The organism is Acetivibrio cellulolyticus CD2 (genome assembly GCF_000179595.2).
In the GTDB taxonomy this organism is placed as follows: Bacteria; Bacillota; Clostridia; order Acetivibrionales; family Acetivibrionaceae; genus Acetivibrio; species Acetivibrio cellulolyticus.
On sequence record NZ_JH556659.1, the window covers coordinates 995,136 to 1,016,547 of the forward strand.

Here is a 21,412-nt window from a genome sequence, read left to right on the forward strand (position 1 = left end):
ATCTAATCAGTATCAAGATATCTGAAATCTACTTCTATTACCGTACCCTCTGGGACTTCTTTATCAGCTTCAAAACTCTGGTTCATTGCATTACCTATTCCGTTTATTTTTATATTTAATCCCGCATCATTAAGAGCCTGAGTTGCTTCATCAACTGTCTTCTTTGTTAAATCCGGTACTTTAACCATTTTTTCTGCATCTGGTGTATCTGTATACACAATAACCACAGAGCTTTTTGCTATACTAGCACCAGCTTTTGGAGTCTGCTTTTTAACAATTGTGCTATTACCTTTATTATCTCCTTCAATCTTCCATTCAAGTCCTTTATCTTTAAGAACTTTTTTAGCCTCTTCAACTGTCTTGCCCCTTATGTCAGGAACATAAACCTCTTCCGCCATAACTTTCAAATCTTTTTCGTTATATCTTCTTTCAACTCCAAGATAATTTAAAGTATCCTCAACTATTTTTCCGGCAACTGGAGCTGCAATAACTCCACCATAATAGGTGTCTCCCCTCGGATTATCCAGTGCTATAAGAACACATATCACAGGATTGTCAGCCGGCGCAATTGCTGAAAATGATGCTACATATACACCATTAACTATGGTTTGCGATGTACCCGTCTTACCTGCTACCCTATATCCCTTAACATAAGCATTCTTTCCGGTACCTTCCGATACAACTCCCTCCAATACACCCCTAAGCGTCTCTGAAGTATTTTGAGAAATAACATTTCTAACAACTTCCGGTTCAAACTTCTGAACAACGTTGCCGTTTTCATCAGTAAGCTCCTTCACAAGCCTTGGCTTCATAAGCTTACCACCATTTGCTATTGCACCATAAGCTGAAATAAGCTGTATTGGAGTAATCTGAAACCTCTGCCCGAACGATGCTACCGCCATGTCTATTTCAGAAGGCTTATCATGCCACATACTTTTACCTTCTCCCGGAAGAGAAATCCCTGTCTTATCATAAAAGCCGAAAGCCCTGACGTATTTATAAAATGTATCTATGCCCAATGACTGTGCAACCTTAACGAACGCAGGATTACAGGAATTATACACAGCTTCTCTGAAAGTTTCAGTGCCATGAGCATTAGGCTTCCAGCAGTTGATATTACTTCCAAGTACATTAATGGTTCTATCGCTTGTCATGGTATCAGGGGTTACAACTCCCTCTTCCAATCCAGCAGCAGAAGTAATGGCCTTAAAAGTAGAACCCGGTTCATATGTATCCATAACGCATTTATTTCTCCAGACAGTCTTGCTGAGTTTTGCTACTCCATCTGAAGAATATCCATTCCAAGTTTCAGTATTTTCCCCCGGAGGTGCCGATCTGGGATTATTTAAATCAAAATCCGGCTTTGATACCATAGCCAGAATATCACCGTTTCTCGGATCCATAACTATTGCTGTTGCTCCATTTAAAACTTTATTATCTTCTATAGCCTTATCCAATGCGTTAGAAGCAAAGTATTGTATATTTTCATCAATCGTCAGAACAACATTGAGACCATTCTGAGGATCAATACGCTTTTCCTCGGAAAAAGGTACATAACGCCCAATGGCATCCGTCTCACTTAGTATCTTGCCCGGAACACCTTTTAAATAATTCTCCATAACTTGCTCTATCCCGGAAAGCCCCTGGTTATCAGCTCCCGTAAAACCAACTACATGCGCAGCCAGATTATTCTCCGGGTAATATCTTTTAGTATCTTCATCTATATATATTCCTGTCGATTTTTCTTCTTTTTCCCACTCTTTATTCAATTCTTCCTTCCACTTTCTAACCTCATTGCCAACCTCTTTTTCAACCTGCTTCTTAACAACTTCATAACTGCTATTATTTCTAGTAATTCGCTTTAATACGTCTTCTTTCTTTAGCTGCAGTATTTGTGCAAGCTTCTCGGCAATTCTTTCCTTTTCATCTGCCGACAATTTTTTAATTTCCTGGGGATTAGCAACTATCCTCTCAACAGTAGCACTCATTGCCAGTATCTTCATATTCTTATCCATAATAGATCCGCGCTTCGGAGTAATTTCCCTGTCACGGTTTTGTTGTTCGAAGGCCATTTCCTGATACTTCTCACCTTCCACAATCTGGATCCACCCAACCCTCACAATCAAAGCAATTACAAGTGAAGTAAATGCCAACATCAGAAATAAAAGTCTTTTCTTCATTGCTACACCAGGACTAGCCACATTTATTCCCTCCAAAATACAATTTACACTAATTTAGGAATGCCAAAATATAACTTTAGCTATTCCTTACTATATCAAAATACTTGATTAAAAACGTACTGCGCCATAATTCTAATATAATAACCCGGTTTTTGTTTCAAGTTAGTCAAGTACTTTTATCAACTACCAACAACTTGAAGCTAAAACTCTGCTTTTATTTTAAAATTAAGACGCAGCTATATTTTTTAGAGAATACAAACACAAAAAAGTATGCTTCATTAAATCCTCGAATCTACTGTTTGTTCCCTATCAATAACGTATTTTAAAATTATAATTACTTATGTAGCAAACTCTAGTAAAAAAATCTTGTCAACTTATCAACCTTACTTAACAGAGAATAAAAAATGTTCTCGTCAGTTTTTTCTTCGTCATTAATTTCATTAGAAGCAGTAGTAAAATCACTTTTTGGTACTTTAACATATGTATACTGATATTTATCAGGTTTTTGCATGCCTAAATTTTCCTCAGCAATTTGTCTAACTTTTTGAAGATCCAGCTCACTCTCTAACTTGACCGTAAGCCTGGTATTATCATTTTTTATTTCTGTGTATTCATTCATCTTCTTGCTAATCTTATAGTTTAAATCTGTTATTAAAGCATATCTATACATAACTAATCCAGATAGTGAGAATATAACCAATAAGGCAAATACAACTTTAACTTTTACCTTATTGTTAACCCTTTGCTTTTTCTTCTCACTAAGAACTTTATTTTCCTCGTAAACGTCATATTCAAGTTTTCTTGCAGCAGTACCTTGTATGTAGTTTTTATCTGTTTTTATCATTTGTATTCACCTCATATACAATTTATTACGTTATACAGAAAAAAGTTAGCAAACCCTTTCCAAAAAACAGACAATAAATCCGGGGGGGTCAGCCCTTAGGCATACTCTCCCGGAATTAATCTCATTTAAATTTGATATAGCAACAAACCCTACCAAATTTAAGTGCCTACATTTTCACATTAAGCACATTCAAAATTCTTTCACTTCACTTATCTTTTGTAAGTATAACCTTTTTCTTTTGTTCTTAAGTTTTTTCTTTTGTAGTTAATCTTCTTTCATTTTTTCTTTTGTAGTTAATCTTCTTTCATCTTTTTCTTTTGTAGTTAATCTTTTTTTCTTTTGTAAGTAATATTATCTTTCTTTTGTAAGTCTTACATATTCTTTTTCTTTTGTAATTTGATGCTTGTGATCTTTAACTCTTTTTCATTTGTAATTTTGAACTTTTTAGTTTCTAAATCTTTTTCTTTTGTGTTTTAATTTCTTATCTTCAGTATGTCTTACGTATAGGTAAAAACTCTTATTTTTAGTCATTCCACGTTGCATTTTTTCTTTTGTAATTTCACTCTTTATCCTTTGTGTTTAAACTTTTTATCTTTTGTTTGTTTATTTAAACCTGGGGTTTAACCCGGGTTTTTTACTGTTTTTCCAGCACTCTCAGCTTTGCACTTCTTGCTCTCGGGTTTTCTTCCAATTCCTTAACTGAAGGTACAATAGGTTTTCTGTGCACCGATTCCGCCAACTTCTTCTTTCCACATACACATACCGGAAAAGTGCTTGGGCACGTGCATGGATTAATGTATTTATTAAACTCGTTCTTTACTATCCTATCTTCAAGAGAATGAAATGTTATTATACAAAACCTTCCTCCTGGTTTTAAGAGGTTGACACCTTCCTCTATTGCCTTAGAAAGTATCCCTAGTTCATCATTAACTGCTATCCTTAAAGCTTGAAACGTCCGCTTAGCTGGATGTGGTCCCTCTCTCCTTGCCGAACTAGGTATTGCAGCTTTTATTATTTCAACCAGTTCACCCGTAGTTTCAATTCTCTTTTCGTCTCTTCTCTGTACTATAAATTCTGCAATTCTAGATGCCCAGTTCTCTTCTCCGAATTCCCGGATTATCTTCTTAATTTCTTCTTTGCTATATTCATTCACTATCGTTTCGGCTGTGAACTTTTGTCTTCTGTCCATCCTCATATCCAAAGGAGCATCTTTATTGTAACTAAATCCTCTTTCAGCCTCATCAAGCTGGTGGGACGAAACTCCCAAATCCAACAATATTCCATCTACACATGCAATTTTATTTTCAAAGCATACACTTTTAATATTAACAAAATTAGTATTTGCAAAAATTAATGAGCCCTTACCATTTTGATCTTCCAACCGTTTTTTTGAGGTTTCTAAAGCAAATCCATCCTGATCAAGACCTATCAGCATACCCTTTTCACCAAGTTTCTGATATATCGCCGAAGAATGCCCTGCACCTCCGAGCGTCCCATCAACGTATACTCCATCAGGTTTTATGTCTAGATTTTCAATACACTCCTCAAACAGCACCGGCTTATGCTCAAAATCCATTAAACTATATCAACTCCCAAATTTTTAAATACCCAACATCGCCATCTTCTCCGCGATATTATCTGCGCTCATATTTTCATCGCCAGAGTAATTTTCCCATTTAGCCTTGTCCCATATTTCAACTCTGGTTGATACCCCAATAACATAAATGTCCTTATCCAATCCTGCATATTCTCTTAAGTTTTGAGGTAATAATATTCTTCCCTGCTTGTCCACTTCGCATTCAGTAGCTCCTGCAAAGAAAAATCTTACAAATGCTCTAACATCTTTATCGGTAAATGGTAGTGATTTAAGCTTGGTTTCAAGGTTGCTCCACTCTTCAGCTGAATACGCAAACAAACAGTTATCAAGACCTTTGGTCACAATAAACTTCTCGCCAAGTCCATCTCTAAACTTTGACGGTACTATGACACGACCTTTCGCGTCTACTGAATGCTGGTATTCACCATAAAACAACTATTTCACCTCACATTTTGGTACCACCCACCACTTCGCACCACTTTTCACCACTTCTAATTAAATTTTAGTCCAAATTGATATAATAATCAAGATATATTTTTAATTTCCATTAAAAAAATAAAAAAGATAGGACGCTAGTCCTACCTTTTCAAGCACTTTATCGATTTTTTGATTTATATGCTAATTTTTAGTCAGAGGAGTTAAAAATTTCTTTCTTTCTTCTCATCGATATACTTAAGACTATACCAACAGCTATAAAACTAGTCAGCATATAGCTTCCTCCCGTACTGACAAAGGGTAGCGGAATTCCTGTACAAGGCAATACACCTACACTCATTCCAATGTTCTCCATTGCATGAAAACCCCATATAGCTGTAATTCCAATAACAACAAACGATCCATATGAATCTCGTGCATGCATGGCAATATATATACATCTTATTAGAATAAAACAGATCAATCCAATTATTATTACTGCTCCTATAAATCCCAATTCTTCGCCCACTACAGAAAAAATAAAATCCGATTCACTAACCGGTACAGTTCCATTCTGTGCCTGAATCCCCCTAAAAAGCCCTTTACCATATATCTGCCCTGACCCAACAGCCATCTTTGATCTTATTACATTAAACCCTGCATCTAGAGGGTCAAGTTCAGGATTTAAAAAAACCAAAATTCTGCTTCTTCTCTCATCGTTAAATATAAAAAACCATATAAATGGAGTAGATAATAGTAAGGCACTCAACAGCATAATAATATATTTATAAGCTATTCCACAGATAAAAATCAACACAAAGAATATAAAAACAAATACCAGTGTGGTACCAAAATCCTTTTGAGCTGCAACCAGCCCCATAGGTATAGCTGAATATATTAAAAACTTAACTATATTGGCTTTTCTGTTCTTCTGATCGTCATATATTCTTTCCAAGAAAACAGAAGCAACTAAAATGTACGATATTTTTGCAAGATCTGCAGGTTGAAAAGTAAATGCCCCTAAATCAATCCAGCTTCTACTTCCAAGTTCTTCTCCTGTACCAATGAAGAGCACTGCTACCAAAAGCCCCGTTGTAACAATATAAAAAAAGATACCTAATGTCCTAAAATCTTTATAGTCTATGCAACTTATTATCAGGGCTATCACAATTCCAACTGACATCGCTCCTATATGAACTATAAACATCCTTTTTGCATTTGGCATATGATTCACAGCACTCTTGACAACAAACGCGCCAATAATCGACAAAATAATAATTGCCGAAAACAAAACATAATCAAACTTTTTAAAGAAGTTAAAGTCTTTTGTTTTTTCCACAAAGTACATAAATTCACCTTCAGTATAAATTGTTATTCTATTTTTTAAATCACTATATGGCTAAGGAATAAATTCAATTAAAAACTACTGCCTTACACATATAAGTCAAGCAGTAGTTCAAAACTATTATTTTAATACTATTATATTTTTCTGATTATGTAATGTCAATGCAGCACCAGTATTTAACACTATAAATCTGTTCAGTAAACGCCACCATATAAAATAGATGAGAACTTAATATTCACGTTCCTTCCTGTTTAGCATATGGTTATAGTATTCCACTATCAACGAATCCAGCTCAACACTCGTTTCATAAATTTTGTTGAAATCATCATCATTGTCTATCATAGCATTTAGCTCATACTGTAATTTCTGAATCTTCAATTCATTCATTTTTCGCACCGCCGTTATCTTTAGTAAAATCGTTTTGGACAAAATTTTGTCTTGTTTTGGTATAAGTACTAACATTTTGTCTTTACATTATAAGAAATTACTAAATATTCGTCAATATATTATGAAAAATGTAATATAAATGTAATGAAGTTTAAAACTAACAGTATTGTAAGTTTACGCTAAACACCTTCTTCCTTCTTGTTTTCAACTACTTCATGGTTTATTTCGGCTTCTTCTTCAGCAACATACGTTTCGACATTTTCCGAGCCCTGATCTCCTTTAAGATTATGCAGTAGTGCTGAATATTCACTCTCTACGACATTTTCAGATTCAATTTGCTTATTCTTTGCCTTAACCCGACTTATTATAAAAATCAGCCCAAAAACAATTACAAATACAAGGGATAGAGCCTGTGATATTCTAAAAGAGCCTAACCAAAGACTATCAAGCCTCAAGCCCTCAATCCAAAATCTACCTGCCCCATACGCAATCATGTATAGACAAAATACCTCTCCATTTTGCTTCTTCCTCTTTGTATACCACATCAGAAGGAAGAATACTCCCAGGTTCCATAGAGATTCATATAAAAACGTCGGATGAATAGGAATATCAGGATAAACAGTTGCTCCTAAATCCTGTAGATTCTTTAACTGACTTTTTATGACGTCACCCGTCATTCCCCACGGAAGATTAGTATTACGTCCAAACGCCTCCTGATTGGCAAAATTGCCCCATCTGCCTATAGCTTGTGCAAGCACGAAATAGGGAATACAAAAGTCAATAAAGTTTAATGGATTAATCTTCCTTCGCCTTGAAAATACTATAGCTACAATCGCAGCTACTATTAAAGCTCCATAAAGGGCAAGTCCACCGGTTCTGATATTGATTATTTTGAAAAAATCTCCGTTAAATTCACTCCAATTGAATATAACATAGTAAAGCCTCGCGCCTATAATAGACAAAGGCGCTGCAATCAATACAAGATCGATAATATCATCCGATTTAATACCTGCTTTCTTGCAATTCTTCATTGCGAGAAGAACAGCAAGAAAAAATCCTGCCGAAATAATAATTCCATACCAATAAACCGAAAGACCAAATACGTTGAATGCCTCTCTATTTATGGGAATGCTAAATCCTAATTTCGGGAATTCTATATAGCCCATTTTTATCCCCCTTATGTTGGTTTAATTACCGACATTGCAAGTTTGTCGGCTGCAAAATGTTCCTTAAATACCTTATTTATATACTCAAAAGATATTTTATCATAAACTTCCATATAGTCAAATAAATTAATCCCTTTAAAATATACCGAAACAAAGCTATGCGAAATTCTATCCACCGAATTAAGCTGCTTTACCAATCTTCCTTTATTGGCACGCCTTATTCTTTCATAAGTTTTCAAGTCAAGGCCTTTATCCTGAAGAGATTTTATTTCTTCAAGCACTCTGTCCTTCACTTTTAGTGGGTCCTTTGATTCTCCACCGAATACAGAATACGCATAGTTTTCCTCTATACTGTAATCAAATTCAAACGAGCTGTTAATAAGGCCCTCATTATATAACTGGTTGTATAACTTTGAGCTCTTTCCCATGATCATATCTAACAGGATTTTTATAGCAGTCTCCCTCATCAGGCAATCCATGCCTTCCGAGACAAACCCCGTATCTTTGTAACCCATCTGGAACAATGGCATTGATACCTCAAGGCTCTGCTCAACATAACTTTTATTAAGTTTATCGGATTCCTCCGGGAAAACCCTTTTTATTTCAGACTTGCTTGAAGATATGGTAATGCTTTTATCGATATGCTCAAATACTTTGACAGCATCGACATCCCCAACTACTACAATAATCATATTTGAAGGATGATAAAAAGTATTATAACACTTATATAAAATATCCTTGTTGATTTTGCTTATACTCTCAATACTGCCAGCAATATCGATCTTAACAGGATTTTTTTCATAAAAAGCACCCAACAGGTTAAAGAACACTCTCCAGTTTGCATTGTCATCATACATGCGGATTTCCTGTCCAATGATATCCTTTTCTTTCTCTACGCTCTCCTCTGTAATATATGGATTCTGGACAAAATCAAGCAGCAGAGAGAAGTTTTCCTCAAACTTATCTGTACAAGAAAAAAGATATGCAGTCTGAGCAAAGCTGGTGTATGCGTTTGGATTTGAACCAAGCTGTGAAAATTTATCCATAACGCTTCCATCCTTCTGTTCAAAAAGCTTGTGCTCCAAAAAATGTGCGATTCCATCAGGAACTTTTGTAACGTTAGTTTCGCCGGGTATTATGAATTCACTGTTTATAGAACCGTAATGAGTTGCAAAAGTTGCAAACTTCTTTGAATACCCTTTTTTAGGAATCACAAAGCACCTAAGACCACTCTTATGCTCATATGTATGCATAGTTTCGTCAATATTCTTATATTCAATAGTTTTAATATCCATAAATATTATCTCCCTTTCAGCATCCTATATTTTCATAATTCCAAATAGTTCAAGTAGTAAATCGTAATAGAACCTTCATTTATTTCCTACTTCGATGTAAGAAAATATACTGTATCCATTTCTATTTTTTTTGCAATATCAATAACATCCTGCCTTGAAACTTTTTTAATTCTTTCTATTATATCGTCCGGAGAATCTTTTGTTCCAGCAATCATCTGGCTTAAATTAAAATCTACTACTTGGAGTTGACTGTCTTTAAGCGACTTTATTCCCGTTTCAATACTTTTTACCGATGATTCAAATTCATAATCAGATATAACTCCGTTCTTCATATCCTCCAGCTGCTTCATTATAATGTCATATGCTTTATCCCTGTTGTTGATTTCTATACCTCCGCTGATAACCATCAGCCCTTTGAATTTCTCCAGCCTTGAAAACACATAATAGGCCAAACCGTTCTTTTCACGGACATTTTGAAAAAGTTTTGAATGTAATCCACCGCCAAGAATACTGTTGTAGACCATTAATTTATAATATTCCTCAGTCTTTGGTTCAACATTGGTTCTAAACCCGATGGACAGCTTTGCCTGATTGACGTTCATTTGTTCTGTAACTTCTCTTACTTTTGACACATGACTTTCTATACTAACAGGTGATATTGTTTTCACACTGCCTCGTTTAATCTGTTTTAACTTATCTATGACATATGTGGTCTGCTCTTCATTTATATCTCCAGAAATAAAGACGTAGACAGGCAAAGTTTCCAAAAAGTACTTGTAATGTTCAAACAGATTACCTGCATTTATGCCATCTATGTCTTCAATATTTCCATAATCAAATATACTGAAGGGTTCGTTCTCACACATTACTTCAAGACACTTATCAACACCATACTGAACTTTATCATTCACCCGGCTTTCAATAAGTTCTTTAAGGTTTTTAGCTTCCTGATCTATGTATTCCTTTTTAAATACTCCATTTTCTGTAACAGGCTTTGTAATTATCTCAAAAATCAGATCAAAAGCCTTCTGAGTTAAATCGGCTTCACCATTTGCATACTTATCGGATATAAAGTCCAAATAAAATTGAATTATCTGGTTTTCACCTTTCTTAGTCACTCCGCAATCAAAAGCAGCACCATACAACTCTTCTAGATAAAGCGAGATATCCTGTATTGTAGGAAAATTCACGCTTCCCCTTCTTAAAACTGCGGGTAACAAGGCATTTTTTGAAGCATTTTCCCTGCTTAAATTATCATGAAAAAATATGTTTATAGAATTAGTCTTAAATTTGTCAGTCTTAATTTGATAAACCTTTATACCGTTAAAAGAAGCAATCTCTGAAACATGATTTTCCGATGCTATAGAATTAATCATTTAACCAGTCCTCTCATTTTTAGTTTGAATGTATTTTAACTATTCCCTTTATTAGTATAATAAAAACGACATGCTTTATTCAATATTTGGAAAACATATTAATAAATTATAACACAGCAGTAGCAACAATCAAACAAGTTTGACATAATCTAAAAAAACACTTATAAAAAAAACACTATTGAAAATAATAATAGTGGAGGGATTTCAATGAGCCAAACCAGATATTATAGGAAACACCCCAGAAGCCATACCAAAACCAAAACTGAAGATGAGGAAAAGGAACTAAATCTCAGTGCACTCGCAGCTGTTGGCATTTTAGCCTTTACATTTGCAAACGGTATGTTTCTAGGATATTTATGTAAAAGAAGTATGTGCTGACAAAAGGAGAAGCTTTATGCTTCTCCTTTGATGTTCTTAGCCCGGAATATAAGCGCAAGAGGTAACACCATGGTCAAATTATGATACTAATAAAAGTGTTTTGATTAGAAATGCATGGCAAACCTATATTGTAGATTTTACTTCAAGTGCTACTGATACCAATGGGAGATTACTTTCAATTTATGTGAAGCATCAACTTAATGTCCTACTAGAGGCAGCTTATCATCTGTTTTAGCTGACTGCTCAAATTAAATATTTCATTTATGGAATTTATAATTTGTTGTATATCAGTGTTTTCATTTTCTATAGTTGCCAATACTTCCTCGGTTGCGGCAGCATTTTCTTGCGATATGCTAACCATATTTTCTATTTGATTCTGTGTAACTAAATAAATATTTGAAGCACATTCGATTTTTCCCATACTTTTTGATATTTCACTATGGGTATTATCAAAAGAATCCTTTAAATACTTGAAATAAGAGAATATATTTACAATAAGTTCCTGACCTTCATTCGTGGCCAATTTACCTTCATTAACTTTTTCGTAGGCTTCTTGAGATTTATGGAATAGTCCTGTTGTTACCTGTGATATATCTCCTACTATTGTCGAACTTTTCTCAGCCAGTTTTCTGACTTCGGAGGCAACTACGGCAAATCCCTTGCCATGTTCTCCGGCACGGGCTGATTCGATAGTTGCATTGAGGGCCAGGAGGTTTGTTTGGTCCGCGATTTCTTTTATTCCTTTGAGCAAGTTGTTTACTGTTTGCATACTTGATTGAAGTTCAGCAACAGTCTTATTTGCCGTATTTATTGAAGAGCTGATTATACCCATCTGATCTCTTATCCGCTCTATTTTATTCCATCCTTCATCGAACCTCTCGCATATTTGACTAGTGTTATCGATAACGCCTTTTGATATTTCCATTGTTTCATGTGCAATTTTCATGGAATTCATCATTGATTCATTGATCGTAAAAGCACTTGAAGCTTCGGATTGAATTGATTGGGCCATTTCTTGCATGGAAAAGGTTATTTTTTTGCTTGAATTTCCAATAGTATTAATATTACTGTTCAGATGGATAATATTATCTTCAAGTATACCTGTACCTTCCTCAACTTTGTTAAAAGTAGTTTGTAATTTTTCCAAAAGAATTTTTGTTTCAGCCTCTTTTATAATTGCTTCATCCACAAGCTTTCTTCCCCATTTACTTAAAAAATACAACAATATGGAGATTGCGTTTAGGATAACCATAATAGATATAAAATCATCTATCCCGGTTTCGCCAGGACCTGTTATACATTTGGGTTTTAAAAAATATACTGCAGTTAACATAACATTTAATGTAAATGCGTAAATAATGATAAGCCTTTTTTGAAAGTATAGTGCAATTAGAGCTACTGTTGTGAATATAATGTAATGCTTGTTTATTGCAAAGCCATCTATATAAAAGAGTGCAATAACAACTGCTCCGGGTATAAGACCAAACAAAAGACCTTTGATATTATCGTTATAGGGCATAATATAATTTATTAATGAGATAATAATTACTACAACCCCCGGAACTGCTATTCTCATAAAAAGACCTATTCCTTCTGTTAAAAGAGCTTGGACAGACAGGAGAACTACTATGAAGACTATTACAAAAATACTGACTTTGTGCACCCTCTTAACGTTGTATGTATCTTGTATCATAAATAACTTTCTCTCCTTTATTATAAAGAATTAACAATCATATCGACATTAGTTGTAAAATAATTAATTATTAATTTTTGACTATTAATTATGAGGCTACCAGAAATTATTAATTATTTCATATAGAATTTATCTTTATATTTGCCGATTATGGCTTTAGACAGTTTCTTATATATAATACTCAAAGTTATAAGTTAAAATGTAAAAACGATATACGTATTATTGGAGTAGAACCAGCATCATGCCCTTATAAATACTGTAGATGTGGGTACTTCTCCCAAAATAGCAAAGCTGTTTTATTGTCCACATCACAAAAATATTTTTTGTAACTTAGGTAAACATTAAAAAAATAATAAATAACCATAACATATATACATAATGATTTGACAATTTTACAACATAAGTTTAGAATGAAAACAAAATATAAATTATCAATGAAGGGAAGTTATGGAATGATTAGAAAACTAAAACTATTGACTGTAGCAACACTAATCTTCACAGGCGGTATGCTTACTCAAACTTTTGCAGTTCCAGTTGTACAGGATATTGTTGCAAAATTAAAACCCGATGTGACAATAATGATTAACGGACAAAAACTGCAAGCTAAAGACGGTAACGGTAAAGAAGTATACCCAATAATTTATAATGGTTCTACATATTTACCGGTGCGCGCAGTTGCTGATGCTGTTAAACTACCGGTTGACTGGGATGGAAAAACACAGACAGTATTTCTTGGCTCAAAGAATCAGGGACCAACGAGGTTAATAGATCTTCAGTCTACTAACAAATCAGGTGCTTTTCCTATCAAATCAACTATGGATAAAAGTATCTTATCTATTGAAACTGGAGATGTTATAAAGGAAAATGTAACATATGGATTCGGGCTATACGCAGATGATATAACCGACAGCTATAATAAAGTCACTTTCAATCTTGATAATACATTTACCAAAATGACATTTAAGGTAAAGTGTATAAATGCAAATTCTAATACTGTTGAATTGGATATGAGAAATGAAAATGGAATTGAACTGTTTGGTAAGAAGTATAAAACAGGTGATTATGATACATGCGAAATAGATGTTACAGGAGTTAAGACCCTTGAGATACAGTTTAAAACAGAGTTTACAGATATCTCCGACGGGCATAAATTCTTAGTTATAGAACCTACCTTACAATAATTTTACTATAACTTCAGTACATTAGATTCAAAAAAGAGTGTGTGACGAAGTGAATTGTCTGGATGGATAGATTTTTAAAAATTCTGTCCATCCAATTTATTTAAGCCTTACCTATAGACGATACATTCAATAAAGCTCATAAAATTTATTTGTTCATATCACTAAAGTATTCTCTTGCGCTTTTAATATCCCTTTTTATCTGATCAACCAACTCATCTACACCATTAAACTTTTTCTCCCCTCTGATTTTCTGTAGGAAAAAAACTTCAATGCCTTCTCCGTATATATCCTCATTATAATCCAGGATATAGGTCTCAATAGATAGCACTTTCTGGCCTTCAAAAGTCGGATTATTTCCAATATTGGTTATACTGTTATACATCCTGCCGTTTAGAAGTGTACGGGTAACATAAACACCGTCGAGTGGAATCAAAAGGTACTCTTCCGGATAAATGTTTGCAGTTGGAAACCCCAATGTATTTCCTATCCTTTTTCCTTTCTCTACAATTCCGGTTATGGAATAATGCCTCCCGAGCAGTTTAAAAGCACTGTCCATATCACCTTTTTTGACATGCTTTCTTATTAGCGTGCTGCTGACAATATCGTCGTCGATCTTTATTGGCGGAATGGTTACTACTTTGTAATTATATTTACGTCCAAGCACTTTCAGGTACTCCACATCGCCTTGGCCTTTATAGCCAAACCTGTAGTCAACTCCTGTCACTGCAAGTTTCATCTTTAACTTGTCTACCAGAATATCTCTCACAAATGCTTCAGGACTCATTCTTGAGAAGGACTCATCAAATTCTTCAAAATAGGTGTAATCCAGTTGAGTTACCTCAAGTAGTCTCATTTTTTTATTTACAGAAGTTATCAGGGGTGTAAACAGCTTTTTTCTAATAATATTTTCAGGATGCTTGGTAAATGTATATAAAATAGACTCAAGCGACCCCTGCTTTGACTCACTAATAAGGGTATTTATCAGAGCCATGTGAGCAACATGTAAGCCGTCAAAGTTACCTAATCCAATACCTGTAGGCCTTGTAAATTCAATTTGTTGATTCTTGCCATATATAACTTCCATATGCTTTCCTTTTAGAGCGTTTTAAAAAAATCCTCCAAATGCTTATTGAAACAATGTTATTTAAATTATTTTTCAGAAAACGCCGATTTTAATGTTTAATATATTTTTGTACTGCTATTTTCATATAATACAAGGTTTCTATAAACTATGCATTATACAAACTGCTTCTTCATTTTTAACGACAAGCAGCCATTTATAAATAAAACTTCACTTAATCCAATAAACTTGCCATTAATATCGTATGTTCTAAGTATGCTGTCTTTTTTTAATGCTGAACTCTTTAGTTCGACATAAGCACCGTTAGCTAATTTCTTTGTTTGTGGCCCGTTCAAATCTATTCTGCCAAGGTCTTTAAAGATATCTTCTATACTCGATAACCTCTCAGCTATTGAATTGTTCTTTGATAACTCATAAATCTCCTCAAGTGTAAGAGAATTTGATAGTTCAAAATGCCCTGCTCTAGTTCTTACAAGGAATGACATATGCCCTCCACAACCGAGCTTGTCCCCGATGTCGGAACATAAAGTCCTTATATATGTGCCTTTAGAACACTCTACCTCAAATATAGCCTTATTATCCCTGATTTCTATAATATTTATTGAGTGTATGGTTATATCCCTCGGCTGCCTTTCTATTGTAATACCTTCTCTTGCAAGCTCATAGAGTTTTTTACCTTCAATCTTGACAGCTGAATACATGGGCGGAATCTGCTTGTACTCTCCTATAAAGCTTTTTATGGCATCATATATTTGCTCGTGAGAAAAATTCGCTTCGCAAACCTTTAGAACAGTACCATAGCTGTCTTGAGTATCTGTAGAAATCCCAAGTGTAAGTTCTGCACTATATACCTTGTCCTTATCTGTCAAATACTCAATAGTCTTTGTAGCCTTTCCAATACATACAGGTAAGACTCCTACAGCACCAGGGTCAAGAGTACCTGTATGCCCTATCTTTCTTTCCTTAAGTAAACTTCTCAAATAAGCTACAATGTCAAACGAAGTCATCCCTGTGGGTTTTAGAACATTAAGTATTCCATCCATAATTACAAAACTTCCCTTATATCTTTATTAATCATCTCTTTTACTTCTTCCATAATTCCCCTGACAGTACATCCAGCCGCCTTCTTGTGTCCTCCACCTGAATACTTGTTAGCAATTGCAGAAACATCTACATAGTTTTGGGAACGGAAATTAATTTTATATTCATTATCTGTGCGCTGCCTTATCAAAACAGCTACTTCTACGCCGTTTATATTCCTTGCGACATTTACCAAACCATCACAATCTTCTTCTGCAGCACCTACTTTTTTTAGCATTTCATTAGTAACAGTTATAAATGCTACCCTTCCATCGTCAAAAATCTCTATTGAATCTATTGCCAAACCCATGAGTCTAAGCTTCTTAAGAGACATAGTTTCAAAAACCAATTGAGAAATTTTAGATACATCCGCACCATTGTCAATCAAATCCGCTGTAATTTGATGGGTTATGGGGGTTGTATTGCTATACCTGAATCCCCCGGTATCTGTGCTTATAGCTACATATAGGCATGTAGCTATACTTTCGTCAAAACTAATTCCCAGCATTTTGATTAATTGATATATCAGCTCTCCCACAGCTGCGGCAGTTGTTTTGACAAGATTTAACGATGCAAATTCGGTATTTGTAGTATGATGGTCTATGTTTATTGTAAGATCAGTATTATCGAATATTTCAATACGTTTTCCAAGTCTCGCTAAATCACCAGTATCAAGCGCCAATACCAAGTCATGCTTTTTGGGGTTAGATTTGTAAACTTCAACGTAGTCTTTTCCAGGCAGAAATTCATATGTAGCCGGAATCTCTTCTTCGATATAGACCGTGATATCCTTTCCCATCTTTTCCAAAGCCAATGCCAACGCAACACTTGAGCCTAATCCATCACCGTCAACAGAAACATGCGGCAAGATAGCTATGCTTTTCGCATTATTTATTGCATCTATAATTCTTTTTTCTATCATATACATACCTCTCAATTAAATATTAAAAAATACGTCACTTTAATAATTGTGTATATTATTGTGAGGTTGAAGAAATATCCTCAACCTCACAATAACAAACATATAGTTAAAATATTACAAATCAGTCTCTCTTATCATCATGTTTAACAGCATCATTTATCAATTTTGAAATATATGCTCCATGTTCTATTGAATTGTCCAGCTCAAATTGAATCTCCGGAGTATATCTGAGCTGAATTCTATGCCCAACTTCACGCCTTATAAAACCAGCAGCGCTTTTTAATCCGTCGAGTGCATTCTTCTTTTCCTCATCACTTCCCATAATGCTTACAAAAACCTTCGCATAACGCAGATCTTTAGTTACATTAACATTAGTCACACTAATCAACCTGGAAAGTCTCGGGTCCTTAAGTTCACCCTGTATTATTGCGCTTATTTCTTTTCTCATCTCTTCAGATATTCTTACTGTTCTATCCATAAAACCACTCCTGTTTTGTCACATTAGGACCTATCTCTGAACCTCTTCCATTGCAAAAGCCTCAATAACATCGCCCTCTTTAAGATCATTGAACTTTTCAATTGAAAGGCCACATTCAAATCCCTGTGCCACTTCCTTTGCATCGTCCTTGAATCGTTTTAATGAAGCAAGTTTGCCTTCATGCACAACAATTCCATCTCTAACAAGCCTTACTTCGGAGTTCCTTGCAACCTTTCCATCAGTTACATAGCCTCCTCCAATTGTACCTATTCCTGAGACCTTAAATATCTGTCTTAATTCAATATGTCCCATTACAACTTCTTTATACGTCGGCTCAAGCATACCTTTCATAGCTGCCTGAATATCTTCAATAGCCTTATATATTATACTGTAAAGCCTTAGATCAACTCCGGCATCCTTTGCGATTTCAGAAACATTTGTCGCTGGTCTTACATTAAAGCCGATAATTATAGCATTCGATACCTGTGCCAATGTAACATCGGATTCAGTAATTGCCCCAACTCCGCCATGAATTATCTTAACTCTTACTTCTTCATTGGTAAGTTTCTCCAATGACTGCTTTACTGCTTCAACAGAACCTTGAACGTCTGCTTTTACAATTATATTGAGGTCTTTTACCTTACCCTCTTTAATCTGGGTAAACAAGTCATCAAGAGATACTCTTGCAGATGATTTAAGAGTCTGTTCCCTCTGCTTCAATCTTCTCTTTTCAGCCAACTGCTTTGCTATTTTCTCATCAGTTATAGCATAGAATATTTCTCCTGCTTCCGGAACTTCAGGCAGACCAAGAATTTCTACAGGAGTCGAAGGACCTGCTTTTTTAATCTTATGGCCTTTATCATCCACCATAGCTCTTATCCTACCAACTATAGTTCCAGTTACAATTGAATCTCCAATGTTTAAAGTTCCTCTTTGGACAAGTATTGTCGCAGTAGGGCCTTTATCCTTATCAAGTTTGGCCTCAATTACGGTACCTTTTGCCTGCTTATTAGGATTTGCTCTTAGTTCAAGCATATCTGCCGCCAAAAGAACCATTTCAAGCAGGTTATCAATATTAATTCTCTTCTTAGCTGAAACTTCAACACAAATTGTGTCTCCACCCCACTCTTCAGAAACAAGACCATGCTCTGTGAGTTCCTGTTTAACTCTATCAGGATTTGCTCCCGGCTTATCAATTTTATTTATTGCTACTATTATAGTAGTATTAGCAGCCTTTGCGTGATTTATTGCTTCAATTGTCTGGGGCATAACACCATCATCGGCAGCTACAACCAAAATGGCAACGTCAGTAACCTGGGCACCCCTTGCTCTCATTGCAGTAAACGCTTCATGACCTGGGGTATCAAGGAAAGTAATATTCCTGTTATTCAGCTTAACCATATAGGCCCCGATATGCTGAGTAATACCACCAGCTTCACTTTCAGTCACATGTGTTGACTTAATAGCATCTAAGAGTGAAGTCTTACCATGGTCAACGTGTCCCATAACAACAACAACCGGCGGTCTGGGCTCTAATTGTGACTTATCCTCTTCCTCTTCATCATCAAACAAAATGTCTTCTTCGTGTACAACTACTTCTTTCTCAGCCTTAACCCCGAACTCATCCGATATTATTGCAGCAGTATCATAGTCAAGCTCTTGGTTTAAAGTAGCCAATATTCCTAATGCCATCAACTTCTTAATAACCTCTGCAGCCGCTTTTTTTAATGACTCTGCAAGGTCTTTTACAGTTATGGTTTCCGGTATTTTTATAGAAGTAAGCACCGCTCTTGGAGGAATATATTTTTCCTCTTTCCTGACTTCCTTCTTAGGCTTCTTTGTTTTCTTGACATCATCTACATAGAACTCCTGCAGAATAAAGTCATCAGATAATATCTGGGATACCTCTTTTTTACCAGCAAATACGTTCTTATCTGGTTTTGCATTATTCTTAGTGCTTTTTACTGGACCGCCTTTTACAACGTTCCCTTTTGGCACTTCTTTCTTCATTTCTCTCTTTGTGTCTTTGTCAGTATCCTTATTGGAGAACTCTCTCCTTACCTCACTTCTTTGTGAACTGACTTCGTCCTTTTTCATTGCAGGATCAACCTTCGGAATCTCTAAAGGTTTGTTAGCTGCAAAACTTGGTCTATTGCCCCCAAAATTCGGTCTATTAGATGAAAAGTTCCTATCACGGTCTTTTCCATCGTTAAACGGCCTTCCGCCCTGCCCCTGCCCCTGCCTGTTTTGATAATTTTGATTATTCTGACTATTCTGATTCTGGTTATATGGCTTGTTATTGGGGTTGTAAGGTGGTCTATTATTGGGGTTATATGGCGGCCTATTATTTTGATTATATGGCGGCCTATTATTTTGATTATATTGCGGTCTATTATTATCGCCATAAGCAGGACGATTATTCCCAGTTTTTGCATCTACTGGAGGTCGATTATCATTATTTCTTGGTTGATTGTTTTCCCTACTGTTATTATACTTATCATTATTTCTAGGGCCATTAAAATTATTTGGTCTGTTATTATCCCTGTTGTTATTATACCTGTTGTTATTATACCTATTCTCAGGAACTACATTCTCCGGCCTTTTTACCTCAACATTGTTTACTACAGCTTCTTCATTTTCTTTTGCTGCATTGGATTCCTGTTTCGCCGGAACTTCATTTTTCATTTCTTCAACCTTTATTACTTCAACGCTGGTTTTGTGTTCCTCATTAACCACCAAAGCAGGCTTATCATCAGTTTTTGTGATTGAAGGTTTCACTGCTTCATCATTAACAACAGGTGCTTTAATTTCCGGTTTTTGGCTAGCAACAGTTTCCTTGGGTTGTTCTTTAGATACTTCTTTATGAGTATCATTGGCATCATGTGAATTTATTATTTTCGTAACCTCCTGTTTCTTTTCTACTTCGAGAGGCCTCTTGAATTCAGGTTTAGGATCTCTGACAAATCCAGGCCTTAACCCTGAATTTGAAGTTGCAACCTTTACAAAATCATTTCTCTTATTTTTCGAGAAATCACGGTTTTCAACTCTTTTTTGTGTGTTGTTATTGTTATTATTATCAGTTTTCGTACTCCTGACCTCATTATCCGAGTCTACAATTATTTCGGTAGTTCTTATAATTCTCGGAGCATTTTTGGCTTCTTTTCTAGTATCTTTATTATTTTCATTGGTGTGAAGCGTCTGCAATATCTTCTTTTCTTCACTTCCGTCTTTATGCTTAATAACACCAATATGATCATATAGAGCTTCGAGTTCGTGTTCTTCCAACAAACTCATATGGTTTTTAACGACAACATTTATTTCAGCTAATTTCTCCATTAGCCTTTTGCTGGTTGTATTCATTTCCTTAGCGAGTTCATATACTCTTATTTTAGTCAATATTTTCACCCCCGCATCCATTATTGACACTGCAATCAATCATTTCCATTAACCGTTTTGAAAAGCCTTTATCCAATATCGCTACCACCGACCTTATATTTTTACCAGTAAACTTACCTAACTGGTCTTTTTTACCGTATATCCTTATTTCAATGCTTCTAAATTTGCACGCATCCGTGAATTTCTTTTTAGTGTTTTGTGAAGCATCGTCAGCTACGATTACCAAGCTGACATCCGGCCCCTTTAATGCCCTCTCACAGGTTTCATCCCCTGATATAAGCTTCCTTGCCTTTGTTGCCAGCCCCAAAAAAGAATATATTTTATCCGTCATTACCTTCCTCCAGTTCATTTTCCAAAGCTAAGTATACCTCAGTGCTTATAGTTGTCTCAAAAGCTTTTTCAAAGCGTTTGGCTTTTCTGGCTTTTTGGAAGCATTCTGTACTCTTACAAATGTATGCTCCTCTTCCGGCTTTTTTTCCGGTAAAATCAACGGATATTTCATTCTCCTTACTCTTTACTACTCGAATAAGTTCCTTCTTGGGCTTCATCTCCTGACATCCAAGGCACATTCGCAAAGGAACCTTCTTTTGCTTCAATAT

General features: G+C 35.3%; 19 protein-coding genes. 2 read left to right on the plus strand and 17 right to left on the minus strand.

Features of this window, described 5'->3' with window-relative positions; translation table 11 throughout:
- Nucleotides 1-2: 2 nt before the first annotated feature.
- From ACECE_RS0224355 to yfmF, 9 genes are all read right to left on the minus strand, one after another.
- Nucleotides 3-2,201, minus strand: coding sequence for a PASTA domain-containing penicillin-binding protein (locus tag ACECE_RS0224355; RefSeq protein WP_010252193.1), 2,199 nt, complete (start codon nt 2,199-2,201; stop codon nt 3-5).
- A 331-nt stretch (nt 2,202-2,532) separates the two neighbouring features.
- Nucleotides 2,533-3,024: an FtsB/FtsL family cell division protein gene (locus ACECE_RS0224360; RefSeq protein WP_010252195.1), complete on the minus strand. Its 492-nt coding sequence runs from the start codon at nt 3,022-3,024 to the stop codon at nt 2,533-2,535.
- Between the two features lie 634 nt (nt 3,025-3,658).
- The gene (rsmH, locus tag ACECE_RS0224365) at nt 3,659-4,600 is read right to left on the minus strand and encodes a 16S rRNA (cytosine(1402)-N(4))-methyltransferase RsmH (protein WP_010252204.1); all 942 of its coding nucleotides are present in this window, start codon (nt 4,598-4,600) and stop codon (nt 3,659-3,661) included.
- Nucleotides 4,601-4,624: 24 nt separating this feature from the next.
- Nucleotides 4,625-5,056 (minus strand): division/cell wall cluster transcriptional repressor MraZ, encoded by a 432-nt coding sequence (mraZ, locus tag ACECE_RS0224370; RefSeq protein ID WP_010252207.1) that lies wholly within the window; start codon nt 5,054-5,056, stop codon nt 4,625-4,627.
- A gap of 190 nt (nt 5,057-5,246) precedes the next feature.
- Complete coding sequence (locus ACECE_RS0224375) at nt 5,247-6,383, minus strand: FtsW/RodA/SpoVE family cell cycle protein (protein WP_010252210.1); 1,137 nt, start codon at nt 6,381-6,383, stop codon at nt 5,247-5,249.
- 225 nt (nt 6,384-6,608) lie between these two features.
- Nucleotides 6,609-6,767: a Spo0E family sporulation regulatory protein-aspartic acid phosphatase gene (locus ACECE_RS30430; RefSeq protein ID WP_010252212.1), complete on the minus strand. Its 159-nt coding sequence runs from the start codon at nt 6,765-6,767 to the stop codon at nt 6,609-6,611.
- A gap of 179 nt (nt 6,768-6,946) precedes the next feature.
- On the minus strand, nt 6,947-7,933 hold the full coding sequence (gene lgt / locus ACECE_RS0224385) for a prolipoprotein diacylglyceryl transferase (protein WP_010252214.1): 987 nt from the start codon (nt 7,931-7,933) through the stop codon (nt 6,947-6,949).
- A gap of 11 nt (nt 7,934-7,944) precedes the next feature.
- Nucleotides 7,945-9,228 carry an EF-P 5-aminopentanol modification-associated protein YfmH gene (gene yfmH, locus ACECE_RS0224390; RefSeq protein WP_010252215.1) on the minus strand — a complete coding sequence of 428 codons (1,284 nt, stop codon included), beginning with the start codon at nt 9,226-9,228 and terminating at the stop codon, nt 7,945-7,947.
- Nucleotides 9,229-9,314: 86 nt separating this feature from the next.
- The gene (yfmF, locus tag ACECE_RS0224395; protein WP_010252217.1) at nt 9,315-10,604 is read right to left on the minus strand and encodes an EF-P 5-aminopentanol modification-associated protein YfmF; all 1,290 of its coding nucleotides are present in this window, start codon (nt 10,602-10,604) and stop codon (nt 9,315-9,317) included.
- Between the two features lie 207 nt (nt 10,605-10,811).
- Between yfmF and ACECE_RS31395 the strand changes: the two genes are divergently transcribed.
- Nucleotides 10,812-10,982, plus strand: a complete 171-nt coding sequence (locus ACECE_RS31395) for a hypothetical protein (RefSeq protein ID WP_010252219.1) — start codon at nt 10,812-10,814, stop codon at nt 10,980-10,982.
- 208 nt (nt 10,983-11,190) lie between these two features.
- Here ACECE_RS31395 and ACECE_RS0224405 read toward each other — a convergent pair whose 3' ends face one another.
- The gene (locus tag ACECE_RS0224405) at nt 11,191-12,675 is read right to left on the minus strand and encodes a methyl-accepting chemotaxis protein (RefSeq protein WP_010252221.1); all 1,485 of its coding nucleotides are present in this window, start codon (nt 12,673-12,675) and stop codon (nt 11,191-11,193) included.
- A gap of 452 nt (nt 12,676-13,127) precedes the next feature.
- Between ACECE_RS0224405 and ACECE_RS29845 the strand changes: the two genes are divergently transcribed.
- Nucleotides 13,128-13,856, plus strand: a complete 729-nt coding sequence (locus tag ACECE_RS29845) for a stalk domain-containing protein (protein WP_010252223.1) — start codon at nt 13,128-13,130, stop codon at nt 13,854-13,856.
- A 145-nt stretch (nt 13,857-14,001) separates the two neighbouring features.
- Here the strand turns inward: ACECE_RS29845 and ACECE_RS0224415 are convergent, their stop codons facing one another.
- The 7 genes from ACECE_RS0224415 to rnpM form a co-directional block, all read right to left on the minus strand.
- Complete coding sequence (locus ACECE_RS0224415) at nt 14,002-14,940, minus strand: bifunctional riboflavin kinase/FAD synthetase (protein WP_010252225.1); 939 nt, start codon at nt 14,938-14,940, stop codon at nt 14,002-14,004.
- A gap of 152 nt (nt 14,941-15,092) precedes the next feature.
- Complete coding sequence (gene truB / locus ACECE_RS0224420) at nt 15,093-15,980, minus strand: tRNA pseudouridine(55) synthase TruB (protein WP_010252227.1); 888 nt, start codon at nt 15,978-15,980, stop codon at nt 15,093-15,095.
- Nucleotides 15,981-15,982: 2 nt separating this feature from the next.
- The gene (locus ACECE_RS0224425; RefSeq protein ID WP_010252229.1) at nt 15,983-16,939 is read right to left on the minus strand and encodes a DHH family phosphoesterase; all 957 of its coding nucleotides are present in this window, start codon (nt 16,937-16,939) and stop codon (nt 15,983-15,985) included.
- 121 nt (nt 16,940-17,060) lie between these two features.
- Entirely contained in the window at nt 17,061-17,417 is a 357-nt protein-coding gene (gene rbfA / locus ACECE_RS0224430; RefSeq protein WP_010252232.1) for a 30S ribosome-binding factor RbfA, read from the minus strand.
- A gap of 30 nt (nt 17,418-17,447) precedes the next feature.
- Nucleotides 17,448-20,813: a translation initiation factor IF-2 gene (gene infB, locus ACECE_RS0224435; protein WP_010252235.1), complete on the minus strand. Its 3,366-nt coding sequence runs from the start codon at nt 20,811-20,813 to the stop codon at nt 17,448-17,450.
- Nucleotides 20,806-21,144 (minus strand): L7Ae/L30e/S12e/Gadd45 family ribosomal protein, encoded by a 339-nt coding sequence (locus ACECE_RS0224440; protein ID WP_010252238.1) that lies wholly within the window; start codon nt 21,142-21,144, stop codon nt 20,806-20,808. The genes infB and ACECE_RS0224440 overlap by 8 nt, the downstream gene beginning before the upstream one ends.
- Nucleotides 21,134-21,409: an RNase P modulator RnpM gene (gene rnpM / locus ACECE_RS0224445; RefSeq protein WP_010252240.1), complete on the minus strand. Its 276-nt coding sequence runs from the start codon at nt 21,407-21,409 to the stop codon at nt 21,134-21,136. The genes ACECE_RS0224440 and rnpM overlap by 11 nt, the downstream gene beginning before the upstream one ends.
- Nucleotides 21,410-21,412 lie beyond the last annotated feature (3 nt).

Bases quoted from the DNA above. Each gene is read 5' to 3' on its own strand.
- ACECE_RS29845 (WP_010252223.1), top strand. From the start codon at position 13,128: ATGATTAGAAAACTAAAACTATTGACTGTAGCAACACTAATCTTCACA.
- truB (WP_010252227.1), bottom strand. From the start codon at position 15,980: ATGGATGGAATACTTAATGTTCTAAAACCCACAGGGATGACTTCGTTT.
- yfmH (WP_010252215.1), bottom strand. From the start codon at position 9,228: ATGGATATTAAAACTATTGAATATAAGAATATTGACGAAACTATGCAT.
- lgt (WP_010252214.1), bottom strand. From the start codon at position 7,933: ATGGGCTATATAGAATTCCCGAAATTAGGATTTAGCATTCCCATAAAT.
- ACECE_RS0224405 (WP_010252221.1), bottom strand. From the start codon at position 12,675: ATGATACAAGATACATACAACGTTAAGAGGGTGCACAAAGTCAGTATT.
- ACECE_RS0224440 (WP_010252238.1), bottom strand. From the start codon at position 21,144: ATGACGGATAAAATATATTCTTTTTTGGGGCTGGCAACAAAGGCAAGG.
- ACECE_RS31395 (WP_010252219.1), top strand. From the start codon at position 10,812: ATGAGCCAAACCAGATATTATAGGAAACACCCCAGAAGCCATACCAAA.
- rsmH (WP_010252204.1), bottom strand. From the start codon at position 4,600: ATGGATTTTGAGCATAAGCCGGTGCTGTTTGAGGAGTGTATTGAAAAT.
- ACECE_RS0224415 (WP_010252225.1), bottom strand. From the start codon at position 14,940: ATGGAAGTTATATATGGCAAGAATCAACAAATTGAATTTACAAGGCCT.
- ACECE_RS0224425 (WP_010252229.1), bottom strand. From the start codon at position 16,939: ATGATAGAAAAAAGAATTATAGATGCAATAAATAATGCGAAAAGCATA.
- ACECE_RS0224360 (WP_010252195.1), bottom strand. From the start codon at position 3,024: ATGATAAAAACAGATAAAAACTACATACAAGGTACTGCTGCAAGAAAA.
- ACECE_RS30430 (WP_010252212.1), bottom strand. From the start codon at position 6,767: ATGAATGAATTGAAGATTCAGAAATTACAGTATGAGCTAAATGCTATG.
- yfmF (WP_010252217.1), bottom strand. From the start codon at position 10,604: ATGATTAATTCTATAGCATCGGAAAATCATGTTTCAGAGATTGCTTCT.
- ACECE_RS0224375 (WP_010252210.1), bottom strand. From the start codon at position 6,383: ATGTACTTTGTGGAAAAAACAAAAGACTTTAACTTCTTTAAAAAGTTT.
- rbfA (WP_010252232.1), bottom strand. From the start codon at position 17,417: ATGGATAGAACAGTAAGAATATCTGAAGAGATGAGAAAAGAAATAAGC.